The organism is Lamprobacter modestohalophilus (genome assembly GCF_016583905.1).
GTDB lineage: Bacteria > Pseudomonadota > Gammaproteobacteria > Chromatiales > Chromatiaceae > Lamprobacter > Lamprobacter modestohalophilus.
Genome location: NZ_NRRY01000062.1, coordinates 1 through 25101, shown reverse-complemented (window position 1 = coordinate 25101; position 25101 = coordinate 1). Strand labels below are relative to the sequence as shown.

Here is a 25101-nt window from a genome sequence, read left to right as displayed (position 1 = left end):
CGCCCAAGCATGCCTCTTGGCTGAACCAGATCGAGATGTGGTTCTCCATCTTGGCGCGCAAAGTGATCCGCCGCGGCAACTTCCTCTCGGTCGATGATCTTCATGAGAAACTCGCCAACTTCATTGACTTCTTCAACGACAAGCTGGCCAAGCCGTTTCGCTGGACCTATACCGGGAAGCCACTCGCGGCTTGATTGGCTGGTCGGTATCAGGATTTTCACAGCAAAGCACTAGAGATGGATATTGCCATTGCCGGGTTTGGCTCCTGGACCATCAAGTCGAAGCTCGCCAAACGCGGTGCCGAGCCCGACGAGTGCTATCTGCTCGAGCCCATCGAGACGGAGCCCAGCCGACCGGATATCGCCATCGAGGTCGTGCGCACCAGCGGCGGGCTGAACAAGCTCGAGGTCTATCGCGCGCTCGAAGTGCCGGAGGTCTGGTTCTGGCAGCAAGGGCGGCTTCAATTCTATGGCCTCGAAGGCGAGCAGTATCAACGGCTCCAACGCAGCGGCAAGCTGCCGCAGCTCGATCCAGCGCTGATCGAGTCCTGCATGGGCGCACCGACCCAGACCGAAGCCATCCGGCAACTGCGCCGATCACTCGAGCAAGGGCGCTGAGGCGTCAAGCGCTGCTACCATCACCCTCGTCGAGCAGTGTCCGAACACTACATCCACGGCTTCAGCGACGCGGAACGCCTACGCCTAATCGCGCAGGCGCAGATGCTCTCGACACCGGTCTTCGACGGACTCGACTTCAGCGGCGCCCAACAGCTGCTGGAGGTGGGCTGCGCAGTGGGGGCGGAACTGCACCTGATCGAGCAGCGCGCCCCGCATTTGGCGTTGACCGGTCTCGACCATAGCGCCCAGCACCTGCGAGCCGGGCACGACTGGCTCGCCCAGCGCGAGCGCATCAGCCTGGTGCAGGGCGATGCCAGTACCCTGCCCTTTGCCGACGACAGCTTCGATATCGGCATGACCATCTGGCTTCTGGAGCATGTCCGCGATGCCGAGGTCATGATTCGGGAGCTACTGCGGGTGGTGAAACCGAGCGGCTCGGTCATCCTGACCGAGGTCGACAACCACAGCTTCGGGTTCGATCCAGCGCAGCCGGCGATCTCAGTTTGGTGAGACGCCTTCAACCGCTGCCAAGCAGAGATCGGTGGTGGCGATCCCTATATCGGCGGCCGACTCCGGCAAATCGCTGAGAGGCTTGGCGCCGAGGTGCTCACAGAGGCCCCGCGAGCCGTCATCAGCAGCAGCGACAGCAGGCGCAGTCGCGCCGGCCAGCTTCAGTACCTGCGCGAACTCCTCGAGTCCGGCGCCGAGCGCATGCTCACCCACTGGAACAGTTTCGGCGACGCAACCTCTCGCCGACCGCGGCCATTAAGCAGGGTTGCTTCGGTGCGCCTGGGAGGCTGATGCTGTCGGCACCCATGACGAGTCCGCAGTCTCAAACTGGCTCATCGGCGTCACGCCCGGCAGTGTGATGATTCAGGTGAGTAATCATTCAGGTGAGCGAGGCGCTGCGTCGACACTGAGGCTGCCTCTCCAGCAGCCATGGAAGCTCAGTGGAATCAACTCGGGCAGGCCGAGCAACAGATCGCCTCTCGCCTCCATTCAAGATTGAAGCACGAGACAAAGGACCGCACTTCGTCGCCAGTTAAGCGGCCTATAAGCGCTGTTCACATCACCCTGACTCTGGCAGCATCACGACCCCATGAACCGACACATCCGCCCCCTGCTACTCGCCCTCCTCGCCTTCCTGAGTGCGCCGACGTTCGCCAGCGCACCGCCCTTGGTCGACGCCCAGTGGCTCAAGGCCAACCAGGACCAATCAGACCTGGTCGTGCTGGACATCCAATCAGCGAAGGATTACCAACGCTTCCATATTCCAGGCGCAGCGAATGCGCCCTATGATCGTTGGCGCACGCAGCCGCCGAAGCCAGACAGCAAGGCGGCTGCTCGATCCAACGCGAATGCCAACGCCAGTGAGCTGACATCGATGTTGCCACCGATCGCGCAGCTCGAAGCCATGCTCAGCGAGCTTGGCGTGAGCAAAGACGACCATGTCGTCATCGTCGCAACCGGGCGCGGAGCCAGTGACCTAGCCGCCGCTGCCCGCGTGTTCTGGACACTCAAGGTCTTGGGACATGAGCAAGCGAGCGTGCTCGACGGCGGCCTAGTCGGTTATGCCGATACGGGTGCAGCGCTCGCGCGTGGAAGTGAGCAGCGCCCTGCAACCGAGTATCGAGCAACGCTCCAACCCGAGCTGGCTCCCAACGCCGAAGCCGTCCGCGACGCGCTCGCCGCGAAGACGCCGCTGGTCGATGCCCGCAGCGAAGGCGAGTTCGTTGGCATCTACACCGGCGACGCTGCCGAGCGCCCTGGCACCATCCCCGGATCGCGCCACTTGCCGCACGATTGGATCAGCGACAGCGGCTCCGGCAAGCTGCGCAGCCCGGGCGCACTCAAGGCGCTGTTCGAGGCCCGGGGCGTCGCGACCGATGGCGAGCAGATCCATTTCTGCCACAGCGGCAACCGCGCCGCCCTGACCTGGTTCGCCGCCTACGCGGTGCTCGGCAACGAGGATGCCGTCCTCTACGACGGCTCGATGATGGAATGGGCGCGCGATGACAGCCTCCCGATCAGCGCCGAGATCGAGCTTTGCGACGCCTGCTAAGCTAAGGCGCAAACCTACTCTCACCCGAGGCTCGCCATGGCTGCTACCGCAGAGCGCATTTCCGATACACCAGCCTCAACACCCATGCCGGCTCCCGCACGTCGAGCTGCGCAACCCGACGATCAGATCGTCCAGCTCGAACATACTGACTGGAGCGACTGCGAGCGTCTGCTCGAGAACCGTGGTGAATCTGCGGTCCCGAGGCTGACCTTCATCGACGGAGTGCTGGAGCTGATGAACCCTTCCAGGTAGCCGGAGGTCTGGTTCTGGCAACAAGGCCGGCTTCAGTTCTACGGCCTCGAAGGCGACCAGTATCAACAGCTCGAACGTAGCGGCAAGCTGCCGCAGCTCGATCCAGCACTGATCGAGTCCTACATGGGCGCGTCGACCCAGACCGAGGCCATCCAGCAACTGCGCCGCGCGCTGACTGCGGCGCGGTGAAGCCGAACAACAGCCAGCACAGGCCAACTGTGGGGCGCCCGCTCATCGCTGAGCCGATCCTGGAGCAGGACGCCCCAACGGCGCTTATTTGGCCGATTCGCTCGCGGCAGGCGCAGCGGGCGCCGGGTACGCATAACCTGAATACCCATAGCCGGGATACGCATAGCCGTAAGGCATGGCTCCGTAGGCGTACGGATAGCCGCCATAGTAGCCAGGATAGCCACCCCAATAGCCTGGATAGCCATAACCGTAGCCTGGGCCGTACCAAGGGCCACCCCAACCGTTACCCCAACCTGGACCCCAGCCATCGCCCCAGTTCCATGGGTTGAACGGCCCCCAGAAGGCGTTTGCGGAGCCGGCCGCAAACAAGGTCGCGCCAGCCAGAGCGGCAGCAAGCAATAGACGCTTCTTGATGAGCATGTTTAACCTCCGTTGATTGAGATTATTGAGATTCTCGATCGCGGACACCGACCCCGTCGGCACCGTGCCAAATTAGCTTAGGCAGACCCCCACCGTACATGTTTGATTTAGATCAACATTCAACTCTTCTCGCCCCGGAACGGTATGGCAGCAGCATCGGACAGGCGGAAGTCAGGCGAATCTAACCAAACCGATCACGATGAGCGGCCCATCATCGTTTCAACTAGGGTCTAAATCGGGGGAACGCTGATCGCGTTCCAGCATCTCAGACCGCACGCTATTGCCCACACGCCGAGACGGTCGTGGATGGCGCAATAAAGACTGCCGCTATCCCGCTCGCTCGCATCCTGCGCACAATGCGATCAAGAAGGATTGACTGCATGTCCGATCACAGCCCGTGTTTGTCTTTTTTCGCAAAGAAATCTGCTGCGCGGCTACTTTCGCTACGCCAACGACGAATTCGAAGACGTCATCGCCGACTGTGATGATGTCGACATGATCGCTCCAGCAGCAAGCTAGAAAGAAACAAAGTTACAACGCTGGCGCAATCGCTTTGCCTACAACCTACCCTTTCGCGTGAGATTCACGTTAACAAACAGTCGGTCACTCAAGCACAGTCGCTCACTCAAACGAGGACATCATGAAAGTAGGCATTCTCGCCGGCGGCCTCGGCGCCCGCCTCGCAGAAGAGACCGAGACCAAGCCGAAACCAATGGTCGAAGTCGGTGGCCGGCCAATCCTGTGGCACATCATGATGCACTATAGAGCGTTCGGTCATAAAGACTTTGTCATCGCGCTTGGCTACAAGAGCGAATACATCAAGAAATACATGATCGACTATTGCCAGCTCAATAGCAGCCTACGCGTCGACATGGCCAATGGCGCAGTCCACGTCACCGATGGCTTTAAATCCGATTGGTGCGTTGACCTGGTCGACACCGGCCGCGACACCCAGACTGGCGGGCGCATCAAACAGCTCATCCCACACATGGGCAATGAGACCTTCATGCTCACCTGGGGTGATGGCGTCTCCAACATCGACCTCCATGCGCTGCTGCACTTTCACCGTTCCCATGGAAAGCTGGCGACGCTCACGGCCGTTCGTCCGCCCGCGCGTTTTGGACACCTGGAGATGGATGGCGACCACGTCGTGGAGTTCTCGGAGAAGGTCCAGACCAAAGAAGGCTGGATCAACGGCGCCTTCTTCGTCCTCGAGCCTGGGGTCGAGGACTACATCGACGGTCACGACACACAATGGGAAAAGGAGCCGCTAGAGCGCCTTGCCAGCGACGGCCAACTGCTGGCCTACCGGCATCACGACTTTTGGCAATGCATGGACAACCTGCGTGACAAACGCCGGCTCGACAGCCTCTGGCAGGCCGGAAACCCACCTTGGAAAACCTGGGAAGGTTGAAATGAAAGAGGATTTCCGTATGCCGACCATCACTCAATGCCGCAGTTGCGGCTATGATCAGCTCGAGCCCGTCATCTCCTTTGGCCGTGTGCCGCTGGCCGATGCGCTGTTGCGAAAGGAGCAGCTAGACCAGCCCGAAATCACCGCGGTACTAGATCTCGCGTTCTGCCCCCATTGCTCCCTGGTGCAGATCACCGAGACGGTGCCGCCGGAGATCCTGTTCTGCCGGGACTATCCCTACTTCTCATCGGTCTCGCCGTCGCTGATGCGCCATTTTAGCGACAGCGCCGAGCGCATCATCGCAAGCCGCGACCTGGGGCCGGGCAGCCTGGTCGTGGAGGCCGCCAGCAACGACGGCTATATGCTCGAGACCTTCGTCAAACGCGGCATCCCGGTAATCGGCGTCGACCCGGCGGAAGGTCCTGCTCAGCGCGCGAGCGAGCGCGGTGTGCGCACACTCTGCACCTTCTTCACCGATGCCTTGGCGCGGGATCTGCGTGCCGAGGAAGGTCGCGGTGCGGACGTCTTCCTGGCCAACAACGTCCTCGCCCACGTACCCGACCTGAACGGCTTCGTCGAAGGCATCCGCACCCTCATAGAGCCCGACGGGATCGCGGTCATCGAGGCGCCCTATCTGGTGGATTTGATCGAGCATTGCGAGTTCGACACCATCTATCACCAGCACCTGTGCTACTTCTCGGTCACGGCCCTGGTAACGCTGTTCCGCCGCCACGGGCTCTCCCTGAACGGCGTCGAGCGCACATCGATCCACGGCGGCAGTCTGCGCCTCTTCGTCGAAGCGCAGGAACAGGTCGACGAGTCGGTAACTGCGTTGCTGGCTCGAGAGCAGGCACTGGGTGTCGACCGACTCGCCTACTACCAACACTTCGGCCGCCGCGTCAGCACAGTGCGCCAGTCACTGCAAGCAGTGATTGAGGATCTAAAATCCAAAGGCGCCCGCATTGCCGGCTACGGGGCTGCCGCCAAGGCCGCGACCCTGCTCAGCTACGTCGGCGTCGACAAGCGCCACCTTGACTACGTGGTCGATCTCAGCGAGCGCAAACACGGCCGCTACATGGGCATCAACCATCTGCCTATTCTGCCGCCGTCGACATTGCTCGAGGACATGCCCGATTACCTGCTGATCCTGGCCTGGAACTTCGCCGACGAAATCATGCGCCAACAGCGCGACTACCAAGACCGGGGTGGCCGCTTCATTGTGCCGATCCCCTCTCCTATCGTGGTTTGACGCGGCCAGTCGCCCCCTCCGGGACGACGAGACGGTAGTGCTCATCGAGCTGAAGGTCTGGCGCGATGGGCAGCCTGATCCGCTGGCGCGTGGGCTGGATCAGCTCGATGGCTATCTGGCTGGATTGAGGCTCGATAGCGGCTGGCTAGTGCTCTTCGATCGCCGCAACGGACAGCCGCCGATCGCCGAGCGCACACAGGTCGATGAAACGCACAGCCCCGGTGGGCGACGGATTCAGGTCATTCGGGCCTGAGCGCAGGGCTCATCGGGTTGGGTTTTTGACAGCCAAACAGATTTCGCATTCCGTCTCCTGGCCTAGCCAGTCGTCGCCAAAGCGAGTGAGTCGATCACTCAACACAGAGATGCCGGAAGCGTTCAACGCACTGTTTCAACTGCGCCTTTGGTGTCTTCTGGATCTTTCCCAGCAGCGCATGATTGATGCCGGGTAGGCTGAAGCGCCGCATCAGCTCCTGCTCCAGGTAAAGCGTCAGATTGGCGGTCATCTCTGCATCGGCCAGGGCACGGTGATAGCGCCCTGTCACCGGCAGCCCGGCAAGCGCGATCAATGTTCCCAGCTGATGGTTCGGTGCCTGTGGCAGCAGGCGTCTTGCCAGGAGCATTGAGCAGATGAAATCCTGCTTGCGCTTGACGCGAATCCGGTCGAGCTCAGCGTCCCAAAACTTGCGATCAAACGATGCGTTATGGGCCACAAGAGGATAGTCTGCAACAAAATCAGACACCTCGCCCATGACACGATCGATCGGCGGCGCCTTACGCAACATGGCGTTTGAGATGCCGGTCAAAGCTTCGACATACGATGGTATCCGCACACCGGCGTTCATCAGGCTTTGATACCGGTCGACGATCTGGCCGTCTCGTATCAGGACCGCTGCGATCTCAGTGGCACGATCGCCCTGGTTTGGAGAGAGCCCGGTTGTTTCAAAGTCGATGACGACGATGCTGTCCATCTGCTTTAAGCTTCTGATTCGCAAAAAAGCCAATCATGCCATACACCAACCGTTGGGTTCTGCTGCCAGTACTCGGCCTGCTGGCGGCCTTGACCCCGTTCGCGATCGATATGTATCTGCCGAGCATCCCGTCCATCGCGCGGGATCTCGATGCCAGTATCGAGTTGGCGCAGCTCAGCGTGACCGTCTATCTGGCGGTGTTCGCGGCCGCGCAGCTGCTGCTCGGGCCGCTCTCGGATGTGCACGGCCGCCGCCGCACCATCGGTCTCGGGCTGATCCTATTCATGCTTGGAGATATCGCCTGTGCACTAGCACCGAGTATGTCCCTGATGCTGCTGGCGCGGGCCGTTCAAGCGGTGGGCGGGGCTGCGGTAGCGGTGACTATCCCGGCCTTGGTGCGCGATCTGTTCGAGCGCGATGAGTACGCGCGTGTGATGGGGATGATCATGCTGGTGATGGGATTTGCGCCCTTGGTGGCGCCCAGTCTGGGCGGGCTGATCATCTGGTACGCAAGCTGGCACTGGGTCTTCGTTGCCTTACTGCTGATCAGCCTGATCGCGACGCTGTTGTTCTTTCGCGTGGTGCCAGAGACACTGCTGATCGAGCACCGACATCGCCTGCACCTGGGTGACATCTTCAGCAACTATGGCCTGTTGCTCCGTCATCGCACCGCGCTTGGCTACCTGCTGACCGGCTCAGCCAGCTTCAGCGGCATGATGATCTTCATCGTCGCATCGCCGTTCGTCTATATCGAGCTGCACGGCGTCTCCGCGTCGGCCTTCGGCCCGCTCTTCGGCATCAACGTCTTGGCCGCCATGCTGTTGGCGTCGGTGAATACCACGCTGGTGAGACGCCTGGGGGCGGAGCGGCTGCTCCGCATCGGCCTGGCGTTGCAAGCGACAGCGGCGATCGCGTTGCTACTGCTCAGCGGGATGACGCAGCCAGACCTCTGGCTGATTGCGGCGGTCTCTTGCGTCTATCTCGGCATGAACGGCTTGATCTTCGGCAACGCAATGGCTGGCTTCATGGCCTTCTTCCCGAGCATGGCCGGCACCGCATCAGCCTTTGCCGGCGCGCTGCGCTTCGGCCTTGGCGCCCTAGCGGGCTCGATCGTGAGCCTGTTGCATGATGGCAGCGCGGTGCCGATGCTCATCGGGATGGGCCTCTGCGGCCTGCTCGCACTCGGTATCTATCTCTTGGCCTGCTGGCAACAAACTGCTGGGGAGCATGCCGCGGTGGAGTAGGCGGCGATCAGCGCCCGCTGCGGCACAGCGATCAGCGCCCACTCCAGCGCGGCGCTGCCCCCGCTAGCCGCGGCCAAAGCGCCCGAGCAGATCAGTCGCGCCGTTCATGACCTTCAGCAGCGGTCCGATGCGGCCTTCGAGTTCGACGCTATCGAGGAAATTCTTCACGTAGAGACCCAGCTCGGTGCTGCCTCCAAGCCGCAGACGACGGTTGAAGAACAGGGTGTCCGGGTCTTCTCGACGGGTCGCAAGCAGCAGGAAGTCGTAGACCTTGCCATCGATGCTCAGGTCGGTCGCTGCTCCAGGCGGCGCGGCCTTGATGCGCGTTCCTGCCAGGGTCAAGCGGAATTCCAGTCGGGCATCATCAACGCCGATGCGCATCACATGGCCATCCAGAAACTCGAGCTCACCGTCGCGCAGCTCGGGTTCGAAGAGGCGGTTCAAGACCTGCACCAGCGCCGCCGTGCGCAGCGTATTCGGGACCAGCCCGACCGGCAACGTCAGCAAGCGCGGAATCGTCGGTGAGCGGGCGAGTGAATCCTGCACTGTCATCGCAGCAGATCCTGATGGCAACGCGGAGCCATCAACGGTTGCTCTAGTTGCTCTAACCGCTCTAGTTGATCTAGCTGCACGAGTTGCTCTATGGCCTGGCGATGTCCGCCCATGGTGACCCTTGTGATGACCCAATCTGTGCTCAAGCGACCTTCCTCAGCGGGGCGGCGGAGAGGCCGGCGATCAGATCACGATATTCAGTACGCAAACGCTGCCACTCCATCACAAACCAAGGCGTCACCCGCTCCGGCTCTTCTGCCACCAGGCGGTCGGTCTCGGCGCACGGAATCCAACGCCAGTCAGCGATCTCGCTCGGATTCACGTTAACCGCCACAGGCGCTTCGACCTTGCCGACATAGACCGAGCAAAGCTCATGCTCCGCGCCCAGCCCGCCAAATTCTGCCTGGTACTGGAACTTGTAGAGGAAGCGCAGTTCGGCATCGATCGCCAACTCCTCGCGCAAGCGGCGATGCGTTGCCTGTTCCAGATTCTCACCGCGCCGAGGATGGCTGCAGCAACTGTTGGACCAGAAAAGCGGCCATAAGGGCTTCTCGCCGCTGCGTTGTTGCAGTAGCACCTGATCGTCATCTGTGAACAGGAAGATCGAGAAGGCGCGGTGCAAGAGTCCATCGCCTAAATGCGCGTTGACCTTCGTCTCGTGACCGATCTCATGATCATCACCATCGACGAGGATCAGCGGCTCATCATCAAACGAGACGGTTTCGTGTTTAAACAAATTCGCTCTCCATTCGCTCTTCAAGTCTGCAAGGCTCGAGCTTCGGCCACTCAATACCGGCAACGGTTCCCGCCACGAGCCCCACCGATATGGTCAATCACTCAATGCTGGCACAAAGCCAACAGAGTGACAAGGTAACCTGACAATGGTCGAGTCAACTTTTATTGACGCCAGGCAGCGCCGACCAAGCATGCCAGCCCCGACTAGCCCCGATCCGTCGCAAACGGCTGATCGCGACTGACCAAGTCTGGTGGCGGCGGAAAAGCCGCGTTAACCGCGTCTGGCAGTTCGCCACGCCCAGCCTGATACAGGCCTCCAGACTCCACCATCAGCAGCCCCATCACGGTCAGCAGCAGCGGCACCACGCCGATACGAGCCCAGATTGCGCCGCGCATGTCTTGAGACTCGAGCTTATGCCGTTCCATCTCTTGCAGGGCCGGGGGGAGATCTGCAATCCGGCGTTCCAGATCTGACTGATCATTGCCGCCAACAAACGCCAGACTCACCACTGCCGCGCTGACCAGGTAGGCGATCAGCAGGATGCGGTAGCGGCCCGCAGCCAAGCGCCAATGCGCAGCGACGAACCAGGGCGCTGAGTGCCTTACCCGGCTCGCGCGTGCCCATGTAAACAGCATCACCAGCACCGAGAGTGTCAGCGGCACCGCGACGAAGGCCCATTTGTAACGCGCGATCACCGAGTAAGACTCAGCCATCGAACCTGCCAGCAACGCCACACCGGCCAGCAGATTGAACAAGAGTAGATTGATCATCGCCAGCTCATGCGCGGCCTTCGCCTTGCGGCGCTGCAGATCGTCGACGGCGTAAAACATGGCAATTCCTCGAGTCCTGCAGTTTGGCTAGCCGCGTTGGCGGCCGGAGTAGTAGAGGCGTTCGCCATTGGCTGGAGGCCTTCGCTGCTGCTCTGCCAGCGGACCTATCTGCCAGCGGATCTGGCGACCGGCGTGACGCCCCGACTAGGAGCGGGGCTCGACACCTCTGTGCAGCATGATTGTGCGCATCGCCGACCGCGCTGACAACCCACCCAGACCCGTCACTGAAATCAACAAAGTCCCACCACCGGCAGCGAGTCAGCGAGTGCGGATGGTTATACTGCCGGCAAGAAACAACCGCCATGCAGACCCCGGTGCATTGGAGAATCCCCATGACTGACGGCATCCTGATTGGTAAAGGCTCAGAGGCTGCGGTGCACATCTGGCCGCGGATGGCAAACCGCCACGGGCTGGTCGCAGGAGCAACCGGAACCGGCAAGACCGTCACCTTACAACGCCTCGCGGAGCAGTTCAGCCGGCGCGGGGTACCCGTGTTCCTGGCCGATGTGAAGGGCGATCTGGCCGGGATCAGCCAGCCCGGCGGTGACAACGCCAAGGTCGCCGAGCGCGTCAGCGAGCTCCAGCTCGACGAGGTCGAATTCGCCTACCGCCCCTGCCCGGTCACGCTTTGGGACCTCTATGGTGAACAGGGCCATCCGGTGCGCACCACCATCAGCGAGATGGGGCCGCTCTTGCTGGCGCGGCTGCTGAACCTGAACGATGTCCAGGAAGGCGTGCTCAACATCTGCTTCCGCGTCGCCGACGACAACGGCCTGCTGCTATTGGACATGAAGGATCTGCGCGCGATGCTGAACTATGTCGCCGAGCATGCGGCCTCGCTGCGCACCACCTTCGGTAACGTCTCGGCCGCCTCGGTCGGCGCCATCCAGCGTCGGTTGCTGCAGCTCGAGGATCAGGGCGGCGACCTGCTGTTCGGTGAGCCAGCGCTCGATCTCGCCGACCTGATGCAGACCGACATCAACGGCCAGGGCATCATCAATGTGCTAGCGGCCGACAAGCTGATCCACAACCGCACCCTCTACGCCACCTTCCTGCTCTGGCTGCTCTCGGAGCTGTTCGAGCAACTGCCCGAGGTCGGCGATCCAGACCAGCCGAAGCTGGTGTTCTTCTTCGACGAGGCTCATCTGCTCTTCGACGACGCACCCAAGGTGCTCACCGACAAGGTCGAGCAGGTGGTGCGGCTGATCCGCTCCAAGGGCGTCGGCGTCTACTTCGTGACACAGAGTCCGATGGACGTGCCCGACGATGTGCTCGGGCAGCTCGGCAATCGAGTGCAACATGCCCTGCGCGCGTTCACCCCACGCGATCAAAAGGCGGTGCGCGCCGCCGCCCAAACCTTCCGCACCAACCCAGCGCTGGATACCGAGACCGCCATCACAGCGCTCGGCGTCGGCGAGGCGTTGGCCTCAACGCTTGATCTGGATGGTATCCCGAGCATCGTCGAGCGGGTCAAGGTCGCCCCGCCCGGCAGCCAACTCGGACCCATCAGTGAGGCTCAACGCCGCACCCTGATCGAAGGCTCACTGGTCGCCGGCGTCTACGAAAAGAGCCTCGACCGCGAATCAGCTTACGAAATACTCAAACTGATGGCCGATCAGGCCGCAATCGCCGCCGAATCGACCCCGGTCACACCAGCGCAGCAGCGTACCCGCACCCCGAGCCGTGGCAATCGGCAGACCGCGGTCGAGGCCTTTGCCAGCAGCGCGATGCGCTCGCTCGGCACCCAGATCGGACGCCAGATCGTGCGCGGCGTCATGGGCTCGCTGTTTGGTGGCACCCGGCGGCGCTGAGGGTGATTCGATGAGCACTAAAGGTCTCGAAAGACCATCCAAACGCGGTCACATGCGCCGCGAGATTGGGCTCCTCAGCCTGACCTTCATCGGCGTCAGCGGGGTGCTTGGCTCTGGCTGGCTCTTCGCGCCGCTACTGGCCAGCCAGCTCGCTGGTCCAGCGGCCCTTTTGGCCTGGCTGCTTGGCGGCTTGGCCATCGGCCTGTTGGCAATGACCTTCGCCGAGATCGCCGCGATGCTGCCGGTTGCCGGAGGCATCGCGCGGTTACCACAGTTCAGCCACGGCAATGTGGTCAGTATGGCCATGGGCTGGAGCGCCTGGGTTGGCTACAACACCACCGCACCGATAGAGGTCGAGGCGATGCTCCGCTACCTTGCGCCGCATCTTCCCTGGCTCTATCAGAGCGCGACACCCGGGCATCTGAGCCTGCTCGGCATGACCACGGCCACCGCCATGCTGCTCCTGTTTACCCTCATCAACGTCTTTGGCGTGCGCTTCTTTGCGCGCATCAACGCGTCGATCACCTGGCTGAAGCTGGCGATACCGATGATCGTCGCGCTGGTGCTTATCCTGGATCGCTTTGAGGTGTCCAATCTGCAAGCCGGCGGCGGCTTCTTCGCCATGGGCGCCGAGGGCATCCTCGCCTCCATTGCCAGCGGCGGCATCATCTTTGCGTTCATCGGTTTCAGGCACACCATCGACCTCGCCGGCGAGGCCAAGAACCCGCAGTTCACCGTGCCCACCGCGATCCTGCTGACCATCCTGATCTGCTTCATCATCTACGCCCTGATCCAGTTGGCCTTTATTGGTGCGCTCAGCCCGGCTAACCTCGAACATGGCTGGAAGACACTGCATATCAGCGGCGATTTCGGCCCATTGAGCGGCTTGGCCTCGGCAGTTGGCATCCTCTGGCTGGTCAGCCTGCTCAATATCGGAGCGGTGGTCGCCCCCTTCGGCGGAGGGCTCGTCTCGGTCGGCTCGATGGGGCGCTTAGCGCTCGCGCTGGCTCAGAATGGCTTTTTCCCGCAGCTGTTCGAGACCCTGAACCGATACGGTGTGCCAGCCTATGCGATGCTGCTGAACTTCGTCGTCGCCTCCGCAGTATTCTTCCTGCTGCCGTTCCAGGAGATCCTGAGCCTCAACGGGGCGGCCATCATTCTCTCATTCGCCGTTGGGCCGGTCGCGCTGATGGCGCTGCGGCGGCTCGACCCAGAGCGCAGGCGGCGTTTCCGCCTGCCAGGTGCGACGGCGTTGGCGCCACTCGCCTTTATCGTCGCAACCCTGATCATCTACTGGAGCGGCTGGGACACCTACTGGCGGCTCGCTGTCTGTCTGTTGGTCGGACTCATACTGCTGCTCCTCAAGGTGAAGAACACGCAAGGCGAGCAACTCGATATCAGCGAGTCACTCTGGTTATTACCTTATCTGCTCGGGTTGGGCGTCCTCTCTTACCTGGGTGATTTTGGAGGAGGCCGCAAATGGCTTCCATTCGGCTGGGACATGCTGCTGATCGCGGTCTTCTGCGTCGGCATCTTTTGGTACGCGGTCCGCTGCCGCCTGAGCCAGGACAAGTATGACCGCTACCTCCGTGAGGAGCGCATGGCCGAAGACAGCCAGTTCTGACCTGCAATCCGTGATCTGTTAACAGGCTGCGTCCGCACCTAGCAGCCTGTCGGACTTGTAACCCATTGATATCATTAAGCGCTGATTGCTTATAACGTTGGGTTTATAACCATTCACAGGGAAAACAAGCCAAAATGTGGCGAGTCGCAATTGTAAGTGATTGTTTCTAAAAACCTCTTAAGTCCGACAGGCTGCTAGAGCCCGGTACCACCGCCGAGCGAAAAACATCGCACAGCCCCCATGTTCTACCGGATGAATACCAGACTCCCATCAAGACAGGACGGCCCATCAAAGCTGGGCAGGGCGATGCTGTTCGGGGCCTGGCTGGTCGGCATCGTCTTGCTGGCGAGCCTATTCCAGAACTACCTCGACCACAAAGAGAACCCAAACCAAAATCTCGCGTTTGAGGTTGGGCCGGCTGGTGTACATCAGGTGGTGCTGCAGCAAAATCGTGCCGGGCATTACGTCGCCACCGGCACCATCAACGGCGAATCGGTGGTGTTTCTGCTTGATACTGGCGCAACCACGGTCTCTCTGCCGCAGCAGCTCGCACGCCGACTTGGTCTGCCGATGCGTCCCGGCGGTATGAGCAAGACCGCAAACGGGATGGTCCAGACCTGGACCACTCGGCTCGACAGCGTCAGCCTGGGTGGCCTGACCGCGCGCAACCTGCGCGCCACCGTGCTGCCCAACTTCCCCGGCGATCAGGTGCTGCTTGGCATGGACTTCCTGAAACGCTTCGAGCTGATTCAACGCGGTGGCGAGCTGACGGTTCGCTTGCCGAGCTGAGCAGACCGAGCTGAGCAGACCGAGCACTGCAGCCGACGGCGCACCCGCCCGATCGCTGCGATCAAGTGGAACCTGATCTAGACTTTCTGATAACAGATGCGGCGCGACGCCGCTTCAGTCGTGTGCCGATGACGAGTCGCGATCGAGCCAGCCGACAAACACTCAGCGACAACGCCGCCCTCGACCACGACCAGACCCGTTTTCAACGGATGGAGGTGGCCGGTGAAACAGATCATCGTTGTTGGCCTTGATGAGGTTCATCTCGAGCAACTGCGGACGCTCCCCGACGCCCAGGACTATCGGTTCAAGGCCCTCTTGACCGCGGAGGAGATCAAGCAGCAACCGCAATTTCCCGTCGAGTGGCTGCTGCATGAAGGGGTGGCGCAGCTCCAGCACGCTCGCGACCCAATCGACGCTGTCATCGGTTACTGGGACTTCCCGGTGAGCACGGTGCTGCCGATCCTGCGCAACGCCGTCGGACTGCCTGGCCCCTCACTCGAGGCCGTGCTCGGTTGTGAGCACAAGTACTGGAGCCGCCGCTTGCAGGCCGAGGTGGCACCGGAGCATGTTCCTCCGTTCTGCGCCGTCGACCCGTTCGCGGATGATCCGCTGGCACAGGTCCGTATCGACTACCCGTTCTGGCTCAAGCCGATCAAGGCGGTGCTCTCGAACCTCGGCTTCCGCATCGACGATGCCGGCGACTTCGACGCCGCCATCGCGCGCATCCGCGCTGAGATCCAGCGTTGGGGCGCCCCCTTCAACCTGATCCTAGACCAGGCCAAGCTGCCTGAGGCAATCGCCGCTGTCGACGGCTACCAGTGCATCGCCGAAAGCCTGATCTCTGCCGGACGCCAGGTGACGCAAGAAGGCTGGTCATTCGGTGGCGAGGTGGAGATCTATGGCACCATGGACTCGCTGCGCACCGGGCCGGGCGCTTCCTGCTTCGAGCGCTATCAATACTCATCACAGCTTCCCGCAGCGGTTCTCGAGCGCATGTCGGCGATCAGCCGACGCGTGATCAGGCACATCGGCTACGACGGCGCACCATTCAACATCGAATACTTCTGGGACCAGGATCAGGACCAGATCTGGCTGCTCGAGATCAACGCCCGGCTGTCGAAGTCGCATGCGCCGCTGTTCCGGATGGTCGATGGCTGTTACCACCATCAGGTCATGGTCGACCTCGGACTTGGGCGGCGACCGCGCTTTCAGAGGGGACATGGCGACTTCCGGCTAGCCGCCAAGTTCATGCTGCGCCAGTTCAATGATGCCATCGTGAAGCGCGTCCCGAGTGCCGACGAGATCGCACAGATTGAAGCGACACTGCCCGGCACCGAGATCACCATCTCGGTCGAGCCCGGCCAGCGGCTCTCGGATTTACGCGATCAGGACAGCTATAGCTACGAGGTCGCCGTGATCTTCATTGGCGGCAATGACGAGGCCGAGCTGGAAGCCAAGCTCGCCAACTGCAAGCGCCGGCTCCCGCTGGAGCTTGAGGCCATCGCCGGCCGGCAAGCGCAACCCGAGCAGACCAAGACGAACAGTGACAGGATCACCACCGCCCGTAGGCAACAGCGGCGATCCGTCAGCAAGCCATCCGAGCCGGTGCACTGATCATGCGCTATGCAACCGAACTGCCGCTTCAAGTCCGAACGCAAGAGTACATTCGCATCCCGATGGCAGATGGGACGGAGCTCGCGGCACGCCTCTGGCTGCCCGCAACTGCCGAGCAGACACCCGTGCCAGCGATCCTCGAATACATTCCATATCGGCGGCGCGACTCGACGCGAACACGCGACGATATCCTGCATGCCTGGATCGCCGGTCATGGCTACGCCTGCCTGCGCGTCGACCTACGCGGCAGCGGTGATTCGAGCGGCGTGCTCACCGACGAATACCTTCAGTCCGAGCTGGATGACGGCGTTGTGGTGATCGACTGGATTGCCCGCCAGCCTTGGTGCAGTGGCCGCGTCGGGATGATTGGCATCTCATGGGGAGGCTTCAACGGGCTGCAGATTGCCGCTCTTAGACCACCGGCACTCAAGGCAGTCGTCTCGGTCTGCTCGACCGACGACCGATTTGCCGACGACGTGCACCACATGGGCGGCTGCCTGCTCGGCGACAACCTCTCCTGGGCCTCGACCATGTTCGCCTATAACTCACTACCACCCGACCCAGCGCTAGTCGGCGACAACTGGCGCGCGCTGTGGATGCAGCGTCTCGAAGGCAGCGGCCTTTGGCTTGGCGAGTGGCTCCGTCATCAGCGGCGCGATGCCTACTGGCAGCACGGCTCGATCTGCGAAGACTGGGACGCCGTGCAATGCCCGGTCATGGCCGTCAGCGGCTGGGCCGATGGCTACTCGAACGCGGTCTTCCGCCTACTTGCGAACCTGCGGGTACCGCGTCTCGGCCTGATCGGTCCCTGGAGCCATAAATACCCGCACCAAGGCGTTCCTGGCCCGGCGATCGGCTTCCTCCAGGAATGTCTGCGCTGGTGGGACCAATGGCTCAAAGATCACGACACCGGCATCATGCAGGAGCCGATGCTGCGGGCCTGGATGCAGGACAGCGTACCACCAACCACCTCCTATGCGGAGCGGCCAGGGCGCTGGGTGGGTGAGCCCAACTGGCCATCAATGAACATCACCGAACAGGCCTATTGGCTGCGCTCGCCCGGTGAGCTGCAAACCTCTCCAGAGCCACCTCAAGGCATCACAAAGGCCAGCGAGATCCAGTCGCCGCTGAGTGTCGGTCTGTTTGCCGGCAAGTGGTGCTCCTATGCCGCCACCCCTGACCTGCCGCACGATCAGCGCGAAGAGGACGGCGGCGCCTTGGTATTCACCAGCGCCCCCTTGGAGCAACCGCTCGAGATCCTCGGCGCGGTCATCATCGAGCTGACCCTGAGCGCAAATCGCCCGGTTGCGATGGTGGCAGCACGACTCTCAGACGTGCGTCCAAACGACGAGGCGACGCGCGTCACCTATGGCCTGCTGAACCTGACACACCGCAATGGCAGCGCTATGCCACAGCCATTGCAGCCAGGCCACCGCTACCAGGTCCGCATCAAGCTCAATGACGTCGGCCAAGGCTTCCCAGCCGGACATAGGCTCCGACTCTCCCTATCAACCTCCTACTGGCCGCTCGCCTGGCCACCACCGCAGCCAGTGCGTCTGAGTATCGAGACCAGCAGCAGCCGGATGCTGTTGCCGGTGCGCGAGCCGCGCGCGCATGACGCCCGGATTGGCTTCGAGCCTGCCGAGGGCGCGCCAGCACAGAGACCTGAGCGACACACAGAAGCGCATCACAACTGGCGCGTGATCCGCGACCTGGCCAACGACGAATCCACCCTCGAGGTGATCAACGATGAGGGCACGATCTACCTGCCGGAGATCGACCTGGCGCTCCAGCGCAAGGCGCTCGAGTGGTACAGCTACCGCGGTAGCGACTTCAATTCAGTTCGCGGCGAGACCCTGTGGGAGCGCGGACTCAGCCGCGGCGACTGGGCGATCCGGACACTGACGCGCACCATCCTGACCTCGACCCCGACCCATTTTCTACTGCATGCACAGCTCGATGCGTTCGAGCACGAACGCCGCGTCTTCGCTAACACCTGGAGCCAAGAGATCGAGCGCGATCTGGTTTAGCTCGATCTGCATCGATGCGGCGAGCGGCCACCGAACTGGACGCATCGGTGCGGCAAGCAAACACCAAACTGGCCGCATCGATGACCGCATCGACTGACTATAAGGATCAGCTCACCGCGAGAGATCAGCTTACAGCGAGCTTGACACCGCGCTCACGCGGCTGCCGCTTCGGCAGTTCGACACGCAACACGCCCTGCTCATAGCTGGCGCTCGCCTGATCACCATTGACCTGCGCCGGCAGTGGGATCGCGCGCTCGAAGCTCCCGTAGGCACACTCGGTGATCTGCCACCGCCCTTGGGTCTCCTCGCGCGAGACGCGTTTCTCGCCGCGCACAACCAAGTAATCGCCGACAACCTCAAGATCGAAATCGTCCTTGCTCATGCCGGGCGTCTCCAACCGTACGACAATCTTGTCCTCTCCATCCAGCACCTCACCGGCGAGCACGCCCCAACCGGTGCTGCGCTCGGCGAGCGCGGTGCTACTGGCCGAGTCCGCTTGTGCCTCAGATCCCTGACTGAACCGCGTCATCGCGCCGGCCGCGCGCCGATAGAGTCGTTGCCAGCCATCGATCAGCGCGTCCCAGGCATGGCTGAATTCATCCCGCAGATGCTCAAAAGGCGACATCATCATGACCCTCCTTCGCTGTGGTGGTTGCTCTAGTGTTGTAGTAGTAACCAATAAAGTTTGGCCCATACTCACATAGGCTGACAAGGTCGACAAAGCCCCGGCAATGACATCAGGTCATTCTCGATAGTGCCCGCAAACTCGCCTGACCACTCCCGCGTTCAATGAGCAACCAACCAGTCTCCACAAGCAAACACCCAGCCAGCGTGCTCGGCGTCGGCATCGCGACCCTCGATATCATCAACCAGGTCGAGTGCTACCCGGCCGAGGACGCTGAGGTCCGCGCCGGCGCTCAGCGTCTTCTGCGCGGTGGCAACTGCGCCAATACCCTCGCCGTGCTGAGCGAGCTAGGCCATCATTGCCGTTGGGCCGGCACCCTAGCGGATGACCTCGGCGGGGCGCAGATTCGCGACGACCTCGCGGCACGCAACATCGACATCGAGGGCGCAACCAGCGTGCGCGGCGGCGCAACACCAACCTCCTACATCAGCCTGAGCCGCGCCACCGGCAGCCGCACCATCGTCCACTATCGCGACCTGCCAGAGCTCAGCGCCGCCGAGTTTACCCAAGTCGATCTGACCAACCTCGACTGGGCCCACTTCGAGGGTCGCAACCCTGCCGAGACCGAGGCGATGATCGCTCGCGTCGCCACTGAGTGTCCTGGCCTGCCCATCTCTGTGGAGATCGAGAAACCGCGCCCCGGGATCGAACGGCTGTTTCGGCTCCCCAGCGGTCGCCAGACCCTGCTGATCGTCTCGCGCGCCTTTGCCGAGCAACAAGGAGCGCGCGAGCCGGAAGCCTTTCTGCAAGCCTTCGCCAGCAACTGCGACGCGAGGTTGCTGATCCTGCCCTGGGGTGCAAAGGGTGCCTACGCGCTTACCGAAGCGCGCGAGCTGCTGTTTGCCCCCGCCCATCCACCGGAAACCCTGGTTGACACCATTGCCGCTGGCGACGTCTTCAACGCCGCCGTCATCGATGCCATGCTGCAGGGCGCGGATCTCGCCGAGGTGCTTGAGCGGGCCAACGCCCTCGCCGGCCGCAGCTGTGGTCAGCTCGGGATCGACGGCCTGAGCGCTACACCTAAGGCTCACAGCGGCGAATGATTGGCCACCGGTCACCGGGCTCAATCAAGCGGCTTGCCTTCTCGGTCAAGAGATCGACTCATTCCGCCTCCGCTGATCGCTGAAGGAACGCGCTCTCTCTGAAGGCCAGCGCGAATGGCGATCGGCGACGCGAGCGACGGCGAAAGGATCGCCTACGGACTCGGATTCGGCTGCCGAGTGTGCACTGCCTCGATCGCTTGCAAGACCTCATCGCTCAGGGTCAGCGAGGTGCTGGCGAGATTGCTCTCGAGCTGCTCAAGCGTCGTCGCGCCAATAATGTTCGAGGTCACGAACGGTCGACTGGTGACAAAGGCCAGCGCCATCTGCGCCGGGTCCAGCCCATGCCGCTGCGCAATCGCGCAGTAGTCGGCGGTCGCCTGCTCGGCCTCCGCGTTCGAATACCGATCGAAGCGCGAGAACAGCGTCAGCCGCGCACCCGCCGGCCGCGCACCATTGAGATACTTGCCGCTCAGCATCCCGAACGCTAACGGCGAATAGGCCAGCAGACCACAATGCTCGCGGATCGCGACCTCGGCCAGGCCGACCTCGAAGCTGCGATTCAACAGGCTGTAGGGGTTCTGGATACTGACTATGCGCGGCAGGCCGTGGGCCTCGGCCAACGCCAGCATCCGCATCGTGCCCCAAGGCGTCTCGTTGGAGAGCCCGACATGGCGCACCTTGCCCGCCTTGACCAGATCATCTAGCACCTGCAGCGTCTCGAGCAGCGGCACACTGTCGTCCGTCTCCGGGTGACTGTAGCCGAGCTGGCCGAAGTAATTGGTCTCCCGATCCGGCCAATGCAGTTGGTAAAGATCGATATAATCCGTCTGCAGACGCTTCAGGCTGGCGTCGAGCGCCGCCTCGATGTTGGTGCGGTCCAAGCGTCGCCCCGGCATGCGCAGATAGTCGATCCAGTCGCCCGGCCCGGCAACCTTGCTGGCGATGATCAAGCGCTCACGGCCACCGCGCTCGGCGAGCCAATTGCCGATGAAGCGCTCGGTCGCGCCCTGGGTCTCGGCCTTCGGCGGCACCGGATAGATCTCGGCGGTATCGATGAAGTTAATGCCGGCGTCGACGGCGCGGTCGAGCTGCGCGAAGGCCTCCGCCTCGGTGTTCTGCTCACCAAAGGTCATGGTGCCCAGGCAAAGCTCGCTGACCCGCAGGTCGGTCATCCCCAAGGGACGCTGATTCATAGCCACTCCTGTTCGTTAGATCGTAGCTCGGGTCGGTTGAGGTCGAAGCCGCTGAGCTCAACCTAGCTACAAGATACTATCGCCCCTCTATATAGGCTCGAATCGAGATGGCCTCAAACGAGATCCACTTAACACAAGCAGCCTCCCCCGCATCGCGGCACCCCAGCACGCGGGCCAGATGGGCTCGGTGGGCCAGGCGTGCTAGGTGGTCCAAACAGGCCTTGACAGCCGCCGCCACTGATCGCCAGACGGCTGATCACCAGACAGCATTGGCGAAAAAGCGCTCACTCGTTGCGCGATGCTTGTGTCCGCAAGCGAGCGCGCATGCCGATCACCTCCGTGCTGACCAGTCATGACGCTCGACCCTAGCCTCTTCTCGCCATTCGCGATCTGGACCGCCGTCATTCTGTACGGCATCTGTCTGCTCCTCGCGCTCTGGCTCGCACCCTGGCGCAAGCTCCTGGAGGCGCGCCTGACGCATGTCTTCTTCGGCGCCACCGTGGCACTGCTGTTGCTCTGGCAGATGGAAACGCAGGTCCAGCCCGGGCTGTCGTATCACCTGCTCGGCCTCACGGCGGTCACCCTGATGTTCGGCTGGGGGTTTGCCGTGATCGCCGCCTCGCTGGCGCTACTCGGGATCACCCTTAACGGTGGCGGCGCCTGGGACGGTTTCGCGCTGAATGCACTGGTCTCCGGCGTGCTGCCGATCAGCCTGACCCTCGCATTGCTGATCCTGATTCGCCGCTTTCTGCCGAAGCAATTCTTCGTCTATGTGCTGGTCAACGGCTTCCTGACCGCCGGACTGGTCGGCGTTGCCATGGGCTACATGGCGGCCTGGCTGCTCGCCGGCTCCGGCGCCTACACCATGGCCGAGCTGAGCCAAACGGTCGTGCCATTCTTCCCGCTGATGTTCCTCCCAGAAGCGATGCTCAACGGCTGGATCATGGTCATCCTGGTTGCCTTCAGACCGCATTGGGTGTACTCGTTTTCTGATCTCGAGTACATCAAGGGCAAGTAGGTACCCTGTAGCAAACGCCTCTAGCAAGTGCTTTTAGCAAGCGCCACGCGTCCGGGGCAGCGATGCGCGATCAGATGCACGATGAATGTCAGGAGCAGTGTCGATGCGATGGGTAGGTAAGGTCATTGGCGGATTCATTGGGCTCGCCGCCGGCGGGCCTTTTGGCGCCATGCTGGGGGCTGCGCTCGGCCATGGCGTCGACCAAGGCCTGAAAAAACTGCAGCGCAACGCGCAGCTGCCGCCGGGTGATCGGCAACGCATCCAGAGCGCCTTCTTCACCGCCACCTTCTCAACCATGGGCCATTTATCCAAGGCCGATGGGCGAGTCTCCGAGGCCGAGATCGCACTCGCCGAGAGCATCATGACGCAGCTTCGGCTCTCGCCTGAGATGCGCAGCGCCGCCATCAAGCTGTTCCGACTCGGCAAGTCAGCCGATTTCGATCTGCCCGCCGTGGTCGAGACCTTCCGCCGCGAATGCCGCGGTCAACGCTCGCTGATCCAGATGTTCCTCGAGATCCAGATCCAAGCGGCCTATGTCGACGGCGAGCCCACCTTTGCGCAGCGCCAGGTGCTGAGTCAGATTCGGGCCGGTCTGAACGTGCCCGAGATCCTCTTCAAGCAGCTCGAGACCCTGGTGCGGCTGCAACGCAATTTTGCCGGTAGCGCTGGCCCTCAGGGTGCTGGCAGCGGCGCAGGTAGCACTGGTGGCAGCGGCAGCAGACGCCGCACAGCCACACACCGAGCCCCCAACCTCCGGGAAGCCTACGCCGTGCTCGGCGTAACGCCCAAAGACTCCGACGCCACCATCAAGCGCGCTTATCGCCGACTCTTGAGCCAGCATCACCCAGACAAATTGGTCTCAAAGGGTCTGCCCGAGGAGATGATGAAGATGGCCACCCAGAAGACGCATGAGATCCGCCGCGCCTACGAGATGATCCAAAGCGCGCGCGCCGCTTGACCGCCTGAGCAGGCGTCCGCACCCGAGCCAAGCGTCCCAAGCACCCGACAAAAGGCCAAGCCAGCGATCGCCCGTGCATTCAGCCTATTGCCCAGCCCAACATCCAGTACCAGCCGATCTAGGCTATCGCCGATGCAGCCCCCAACACCCCAATGACCAGACCCGACCAACCCGACACCGAAGCCGTCGAGCACTACCTGCTCGACCTACAAGATCGCATCTGCCAAGCACTCGAAGCCGAGGATGGCGCGGGCGTTTTCCGCGAGGATGCCTGGACGCGCCCCGGCGGAGGCGGCGGCCGTAGTCGCATCCTCGAGGACGGCGCGGTGTTCGAGAAAGGCGGGATCAACTTCTCCCACGTCCACGGCGATGCGCTGCCAGCGACCGCCAGCGCCAGCCGCCCAGAGCTCGCCGGCCGCAGCTTTCAGGCCATGGGTGTCTCACTGGTCATGCACCCGCGCAACCCCTACGTACCGACCTCGCACATGAACGTGCGCTTCTTCATCGCCGAGAAGCCGGGCAGCGAGCCGGTCTGGTGGTTCGGCGGCGGCTTCGATCTCACGCCTTACTACGGCTTCGATGAGGATGTGCGCGATTGGCATCGCTCTGCGCGTGTCGCCTGCGCGAATTTTGGCACCTCAGAAGAAGACGCCGCTGCCCTGCACGCGCGCCTGAAGGAGGCCTGCGATGGCTATTTCTATCTCAAGCACCGCGCCGAACCGCGCGGTGTTGGCGGCCTGTTCTTCGACGACCTCAACCACTGGGGCTTCGAGCGCAGCTTTGCCTTCATGCGCAGCGTTGCCGAGCAGTATCTGCCCGGCTACCGGCCCATTGTCGCGCGTCGAAAAGGGATGCCTTACGGTGCGCGCGAGCGCGAATTCCAATGTTATCGGCGCGGACGCTACGTCGAATTCAATCTGGTCTACGACCGCGGCACCCTGTTCGGCCTGCAATCCGGTGGCCGCACCGAATCCATCCTGATGTCCCTACCTCCGCAGGTCAGCTGGCGCTATGACTGGCAGCCAGAGCCAGGCTCCGCAGAGGCCAGACTCTACGAGCACTATCTGGTGCCAAAAGACTGGCTCGCGGAGCCGGACTGAGCACCGGTCAAACGACTGTCACCTGTTGCTGTCACACTCTCACCACGCTTGACCGCGCGTGAGCAGCCTGGCTCATGCTGGTCGTTGATCCTTCGCCACTCTGCTACCCCGCGCACACGAAGCCTGCCATGAAACCGGCTCCACTGCCCCAAGATCTGCATATCCACACGACTTGGTCGGATACCGATAGCTCTATCGTGCCCGAACAGACGATCGAGCTGATCGCCGCGCTTGGTCACGCCCGCATCTGCGGTATCAGCGACCATTTCGAGATGATCGTCGACCAATTCGATGACTATCGAGCCGCCGTTGCCGCGCAGGGTCTCCTGATCGGCACCGAGGTCAACGGACATGAATGGGTGCCGTTGGCGCTCGACGCCGACTGCGACTATCGCATCTTCCATATATGGTCCGCCCCGCGATGCAAGAGCCACTTGACTGTTCAGCAGAAGGAAACGTTGCGGCCATATATCCGGCGTCGTGATGAGGTGGCGTGATCGCTCCTCGCGCCCTGATGGAATCCGCGCGCATTCCTGTCCTTATCACTGTTTCAGTCTCGGCGATGCCGGCTGGTAATGGAATGGTCCGCCCCGCTCCTCCAACACACCCCGAGCGGGCACAATAAGCGATGATGAGAACCCATCGTCAACCAAGGTAGCGGAGCAGACCAATGACAGAGACTCACAAAGACCGGGCCATCACG

General features: G+C 62.2%; 26 protein-coding genes and 1 pseudogene. 19 read left to right on the top strand and 8 right to left on the bottom strand.

Annotated elements, in window-relative coordinates; all coding sequences use genetic code 11:
• The 3 genes and pseudogenes from CKO42_RS22935 to CKO42_RS22925 form a co-directional block, all read left to right on the top strand.
• Positions 1-194, top strand: a pseudogene (locus tag CKO42_RS22935) (IS630 family transposase); the annotation flags it as partial.
• Between the two features lie 42 nt (positions 195-236).
• Complete coding sequence (locus CKO42_RS22930; RefSeq protein ID WP_200249637.1) at positions 237-617, top strand: Uma2 family endonuclease; 381 nt, start codon at positions 237-239, stop codon at positions 615-617.
• A 36-nt stretch (positions 618-653) separates the two neighbouring features.
• The gene (locus CKO42_RS22925) at positions 654-1127 is read left to right on the top strand and encodes a methyltransferase domain-containing protein (protein ID WP_200249627.1); all 474 of its coding nucleotides are present in this window, start codon (positions 654-656) and stop codon (positions 1125-1127) included.
• Here the strand turns inward: CKO42_RS22925 and CKO42_RS22920 are convergent.
• Positions 1116-1340, bottom strand: coding sequence for a hypothetical protein (locus CKO42_RS22920; protein ID WP_200249626.1), 225 nt, complete (start codon positions 1338-1340; stop codon positions 1116-1118). The two genes, CKO42_RS22925 and CKO42_RS22920, sit on opposite strands and share 12 nt — an antisense overlap.
• Positions 1341-1716: 376 nt before the next feature.
• Between CKO42_RS22920 and CKO42_RS22915 the strand changes: the two genes are divergently transcribed.
• Together CKO42_RS22915 and CKO42_RS22910 are read left to right on the top strand one after the other, a co-directional pair.
• Positions 1717-2679 (top strand): sulfurtransferase, encoded by a 963-nt coding sequence (locus tag CKO42_RS22915; RefSeq protein WP_200249624.1) that lies wholly within the window; start codon positions 1717-1719, stop codon positions 2677-2679.
• 36 nt (positions 2680-2715) lie between these two features.
• Positions 2716-2931 (top strand): hypothetical protein, encoded by a 216-nt coding sequence (locus tag CKO42_RS22910; RefSeq protein ID WP_200249622.1) that lies wholly within the window; start codon positions 2716-2718, stop codon positions 2929-2931.
• Positions 2932-3204: 273 nt separating this feature from the next.
• On the opposite strand, the gene CKO42_RS22905 is transcribed toward CKO42_RS22910, so the two are convergent.
• Positions 3205-3540 carry a hypothetical protein gene (locus CKO42_RS22905; RefSeq protein ID WP_200249620.1) on the bottom strand — a complete coding sequence of 112 codons (336 nt, stop codon included), beginning with the start codon at positions 3538-3540 and terminating at the stop codon, positions 3205-3207.
• A gap of 640 nt (positions 3541-4180) precedes the next feature.
• Between CKO42_RS22905 and rfbF the strand changes: the two genes are divergently transcribed.
• From rfbF to CKO42_RS22890, 3 genes are read left to right on the top strand one after another with little or no spacing between them, the layout of a single operon-like run.
• A complete protein-coding gene (gene rfbF / locus CKO42_RS22900; protein WP_200249617.1) occupies positions 4181-4954 on the top strand; it encodes a glucose-1-phosphate cytidylyltransferase in 774 nt (257 codons plus the stop codon).
• Positions 4955-4973: 19 nt separating this feature from the next.
• Positions 4974-6203 (top strand): class I SAM-dependent methyltransferase, encoded by a 1230-nt coding sequence (locus CKO42_RS22895; RefSeq protein ID WP_200249615.1) that lies wholly within the window; start codon positions 4974-4976, stop codon positions 6201-6203.
• Positions 6204-6240: 37 nt separating this feature from the next.
• Positions 6241-6456 carry a hypothetical protein gene (locus tag CKO42_RS22890; RefSeq protein ID WP_242479633.1) on the top strand — a complete coding sequence of 72 codons (216 nt, stop codon included), beginning with the start codon at positions 6241-6243 and terminating at the stop codon, positions 6454-6456.
• Between the two features lie 94 nt (positions 6457-6550).
• Here CKO42_RS22890 and CKO42_RS22885 read toward each other — a convergent pair whose 3' ends face one another.
• On the bottom strand, positions 6551-7171 hold the full coding sequence (locus tag CKO42_RS22885) for a 3'-5' exonuclease (RefSeq protein WP_200249613.1): 621 nt from the start codon (positions 7169-7171) through the stop codon (positions 6551-6553).
• A 35-nt stretch (positions 7172-7206) separates the two neighbouring features.
• Here CKO42_RS22885 and CKO42_RS22880 point away from each other — a divergent pair, with 35 nt between their 5' ends.
• Positions 7207-8415: a Bcr/CflA family multidrug efflux MFS transporter gene (locus CKO42_RS22880; protein ID WP_200249611.1), complete on the top strand. Its 1209-nt coding sequence runs from the start codon at positions 7207-7209 to the stop codon at positions 8413-8415.
• A 63-nt stretch (positions 8416-8478) separates the two neighbouring features.
• On the opposite strand, the gene ubiT is transcribed toward CKO42_RS22880, so the two are convergent.
• The 3 genes from ubiT to CKO42_RS22865 all read right to left on the bottom strand — a co-directional run bounded on the left by ubiT (position 8479) and on the right by CKO42_RS22865 (position 10533).
• Entirely contained in the window at positions 8479-8967 is a 489-nt protein-coding gene (ubiT, locus tag CKO42_RS22875; RefSeq protein ID WP_200249610.1) for a ubiquinone anaerobic biosynthesis accessory factor UbiT, read from the bottom strand.
• Positions 8968-9109: 142 nt separating this feature from the next.
• Positions 9110-9703, bottom strand: coding sequence for an isopentenyl-diphosphate Delta-isomerase (gene idi, locus CKO42_RS22870; RefSeq protein WP_200249608.1), 594 nt, complete (start codon positions 9701-9703; stop codon positions 9110-9112).
• Between the two features lie 203 nt (positions 9704-9906).
• Complete coding sequence (locus CKO42_RS22865; RefSeq protein WP_200249606.1) at positions 9907-10533, bottom strand: hypothetical protein; 627 nt, start codon at positions 10531-10533, stop codon at positions 9907-9909.
• Positions 10534-10865: 332 nt separating this feature from the next.
• On the opposite strand from CKO42_RS22865, the gene CKO42_RS22860 reads away from it, so the two are divergent.
• The 5 genes from CKO42_RS22860 to CKO42_RS22840 all read left to right on the top strand — a co-directional run bounded on the left by CKO42_RS22860 (position 10866) and on the right by CKO42_RS22840 (position 18401).
• The gene (locus tag CKO42_RS22860) at positions 10866-12344 is read left to right on the top strand and encodes a helicase HerA-like domain-containing protein (protein WP_200249604.1); all 1479 of its coding nucleotides are present in this window, start codon (positions 10866-10868) and stop codon (positions 12342-12344) included.
• 10 nt (positions 12345-12354) lie between these two features.
• Positions 12355-13968 (top strand): APC family permease, encoded by a 1614-nt coding sequence (locus tag CKO42_RS22855; RefSeq protein WP_200249603.1) that lies wholly within the window; start codon positions 12355-12357, stop codon positions 13966-13968.
• A gap of 252 nt (positions 13969-14220) precedes the next feature.
• A complete protein-coding gene (locus CKO42_RS22850; RefSeq protein WP_200249601.1) occupies positions 14221-14757 on the top strand; it encodes a retropepsin-like aspartic protease family protein in 537 nt (178 codons plus the stop codon).
• A gap of 222 nt (positions 14758-14979) precedes the next feature.
• Positions 14980-16371, top strand: a complete 1392-nt coding sequence (locus CKO42_RS22845) for an ATP-binding protein (protein ID WP_200249599.1) — start codon at positions 14980-14982, stop codon at positions 16369-16371.
• Positions 16372-16373: 2 nt separating this feature from the next.
• Positions 16374-18401: a CocE/NonD family hydrolase gene (locus CKO42_RS22840; RefSeq protein WP_200249597.1), complete on the top strand. Its 2028-nt coding sequence runs from the start codon at positions 16374-16376 to the stop codon at positions 18399-18401.
• A 124-nt stretch (positions 18402-18525) separates the two neighbouring features.
• On the opposite strand, the gene CKO42_RS22835 is transcribed toward CKO42_RS22840, so the two are convergent.
• Positions 18526-19029, bottom strand: coding sequence for an Hsp20/alpha crystallin family protein (locus CKO42_RS22835; RefSeq protein WP_242479632.1), 504 nt, complete (start codon positions 19027-19029; stop codon positions 18526-18528).
• Between the two features lie 161 nt (positions 19030-19190).
• Here CKO42_RS22835 and CKO42_RS22830 point away from each other — a divergent pair, with 161 nt between their 5' ends.
• Entirely contained in the window at positions 19191-20129 is a 939-nt protein-coding gene (locus tag CKO42_RS22830) for a PfkB family carbohydrate kinase (RefSeq protein WP_200249588.1), read from the top strand.
• Positions 20130-20281: 152 nt separating this feature from the next.
• Here the strand turns inward: CKO42_RS22830 and CKO42_RS22825 are convergent, their stop codons facing one another.
• The gene (locus CKO42_RS22825; RefSeq protein ID WP_200249586.1) at positions 20282-21322 is read right to left on the bottom strand and encodes an NADP(H)-dependent aldo-keto reductase; all 1041 of its coding nucleotides are present in this window, start codon (positions 21320-21322) and stop codon (positions 20282-20284) included.
• Positions 21323-21674: 352 nt separating this feature from the next.
• On the opposite strand from CKO42_RS22825, the gene CKO42_RS22820 reads away from it, so the two are divergent.
• The 4 genes from CKO42_RS22820 to CKO42_RS22805 all read left to right on the top strand — a co-directional run bounded on the left by CKO42_RS22820 (position 21675) and on the right by CKO42_RS22805 (position 24895).
• The gene (locus CKO42_RS22820; protein WP_200249573.1) at positions 21675-22340 is read left to right on the top strand and encodes an energy-coupling factor ABC transporter permease; all 666 of its coding nucleotides are present in this window, start codon (positions 21675-21677) and stop codon (positions 22338-22340) included.
• A gap of 103 nt (positions 22341-22443) precedes the next feature.
• Positions 22444-23298, top strand: a complete 855-nt coding sequence (gene djlA, locus CKO42_RS22815) for a co-chaperone DjlA (protein WP_200249568.1) — start codon at positions 22444-22446, stop codon at positions 23296-23298.
• Positions 23299-23450: 152 nt separating this feature from the next.
• A complete protein-coding gene (hemF, locus tag CKO42_RS22810) occupies positions 23451-24398 on the top strand; it encodes an oxygen-dependent coproporphyrinogen oxidase (RefSeq protein WP_200249556.1) in 948 nt (315 codons plus the stop codon).
• A gap of 128 nt (positions 24399-24526) precedes the next feature.
• Positions 24527-24895, top strand: coding sequence for a PHP domain-containing protein (locus tag CKO42_RS22805; RefSeq protein ID WP_200249547.1), 369 nt, complete (start codon positions 24527-24529; stop codon positions 24893-24895).
• The last annotated feature ends 206 nt before the right edge of the window (positions 24896-25101 follow it).

Bases quoted from the DNA above. Each gene is read 5' to 3' on its own strand.
- CKO42_RS22930 (WP_200249637.1), top strand. From the start codon at position 237: ATGGATATTGCCATTGCCGGGTTTGGCTCCTGGACCATCAAGTCGAAG.
- CKO42_RS22915 (WP_200249624.1), top strand. From the start codon at position 1,717: ATGAACCGACACATCCGCCCCCTGCTACTCGCCCTCCTCGCCTTCCTG.
- CKO42_RS22910 (WP_200249622.1), top strand. From the start codon at position 2,716: ATGGCTGCTACCGCAGAGCGCATTTCCGATACACCAGCCTCAACACCC.
- CKO42_RS22905 (WP_200249620.1), bottom strand. From the start codon at position 3,540: ATGCTCATCAAGAAGCGTCTATTGCTTGCTGCCGCTCTGGCTGGCGCG.
- rfbF (WP_200249617.1), top strand. From the start codon at position 4,181: ATGAAAGTAGGCATTCTCGCCGGCGGCCTCGGCGCCCGCCTCGCAGAA.
- CKO42_RS22895 (WP_200249615.1), top strand. From the start codon at position 4,974: ATGCCGACCATCACTCAATGCCGCAGTTGCGGCTATGATCAGCTCGAG.
- CKO42_RS22885 (WP_200249613.1), bottom strand. From the start codon at position 7,171: ATGGACAGCATCGTCGTCATCGACTTTGAAACAACCGGGCTCTCTCCA.
- CKO42_RS22880 (WP_200249611.1), top strand. From the start codon at position 7,207: ATGCCATACACCAACCGTTGGGTTCTGCTGCCAGTACTCGGCCTGCTG.
- ubiT (WP_200249610.1), bottom strand. From the start codon at position 8,967: ATGACAGTGCAGGATTCACTCGCCCGCTCACCGACGATTCCGCGCTTG.
- CKO42_RS22865 (WP_200249606.1), bottom strand. From the start codon at position 10,533: ATGTTTTACGCCGTCGACGATCTGCAGCGCCGCAAGGCGAAGGCCGCG.
- CKO42_RS22860 (WP_200249604.1), top strand. From the start codon at position 10,866: ATGACTGACGGCATCCTGATTGGTAAAGGCTCAGAGGCTGCGGTGCAC.
- CKO42_RS22855 (WP_200249603.1), top strand. From the start codon at position 12,355: ATGAGCACTAAAGGTCTCGAAAGACCATCCAAACGCGGTCACATGCGC.
- CKO42_RS22850 (WP_200249601.1), top strand. From the start codon at position 14,221: ATGAATACCAGACTCCCATCAAGACAGGACGGCCCATCAAAGCTGGGC.
- CKO42_RS22840 (WP_200249597.1), top strand. From the start codon at position 16,374: ATGCGCTATGCAACCGAACTGCCGCTTCAAGTCCGAACGCAAGAGTAC.
- CKO42_RS22835 (WP_242479632.1), bottom strand. From the start codon at position 19,029: ATGATGTCGCCTTTTGAGCATCTGCGGGATGAATTCAGCCATGCCTGG.
- CKO42_RS22830 (WP_200249588.1), top strand. From the start codon at position 19,191: ATGAGCAACCAACCAGTCTCCACAAGCAAACACCCAGCCAGCGTGCTC.
- CKO42_RS22825 (WP_200249586.1), bottom strand. From the start codon at position 21,322: ATGAATCAGCGTCCCTTGGGGATGACCGACCTGCGGGTCAGCGAGCTT.
- CKO42_RS22820 (WP_200249573.1), top strand. From the start codon at position 21,675: ATGACGCTCGACCCTAGCCTCTTCTCGCCATTCGCGATCTGGACCGCC.
- djlA (WP_200249568.1), top strand. From the start codon at position 22,444: ATGCGATGGGTAGGTAAGGTCATTGGCGGATTCATTGGGCTCGCCGCC.
- hemF (WP_200249556.1), top strand. From the start codon at position 23,451: ATGACCAGACCCGACCAACCCGACACCGAAGCCGTCGAGCACTACCTG.
- CKO42_RS22805 (WP_200249547.1), top strand. From the start codon at position 24,527: ATGAAACCGGCTCCACTGCCCCAAGATCTGCATATCCACACGACTTGG.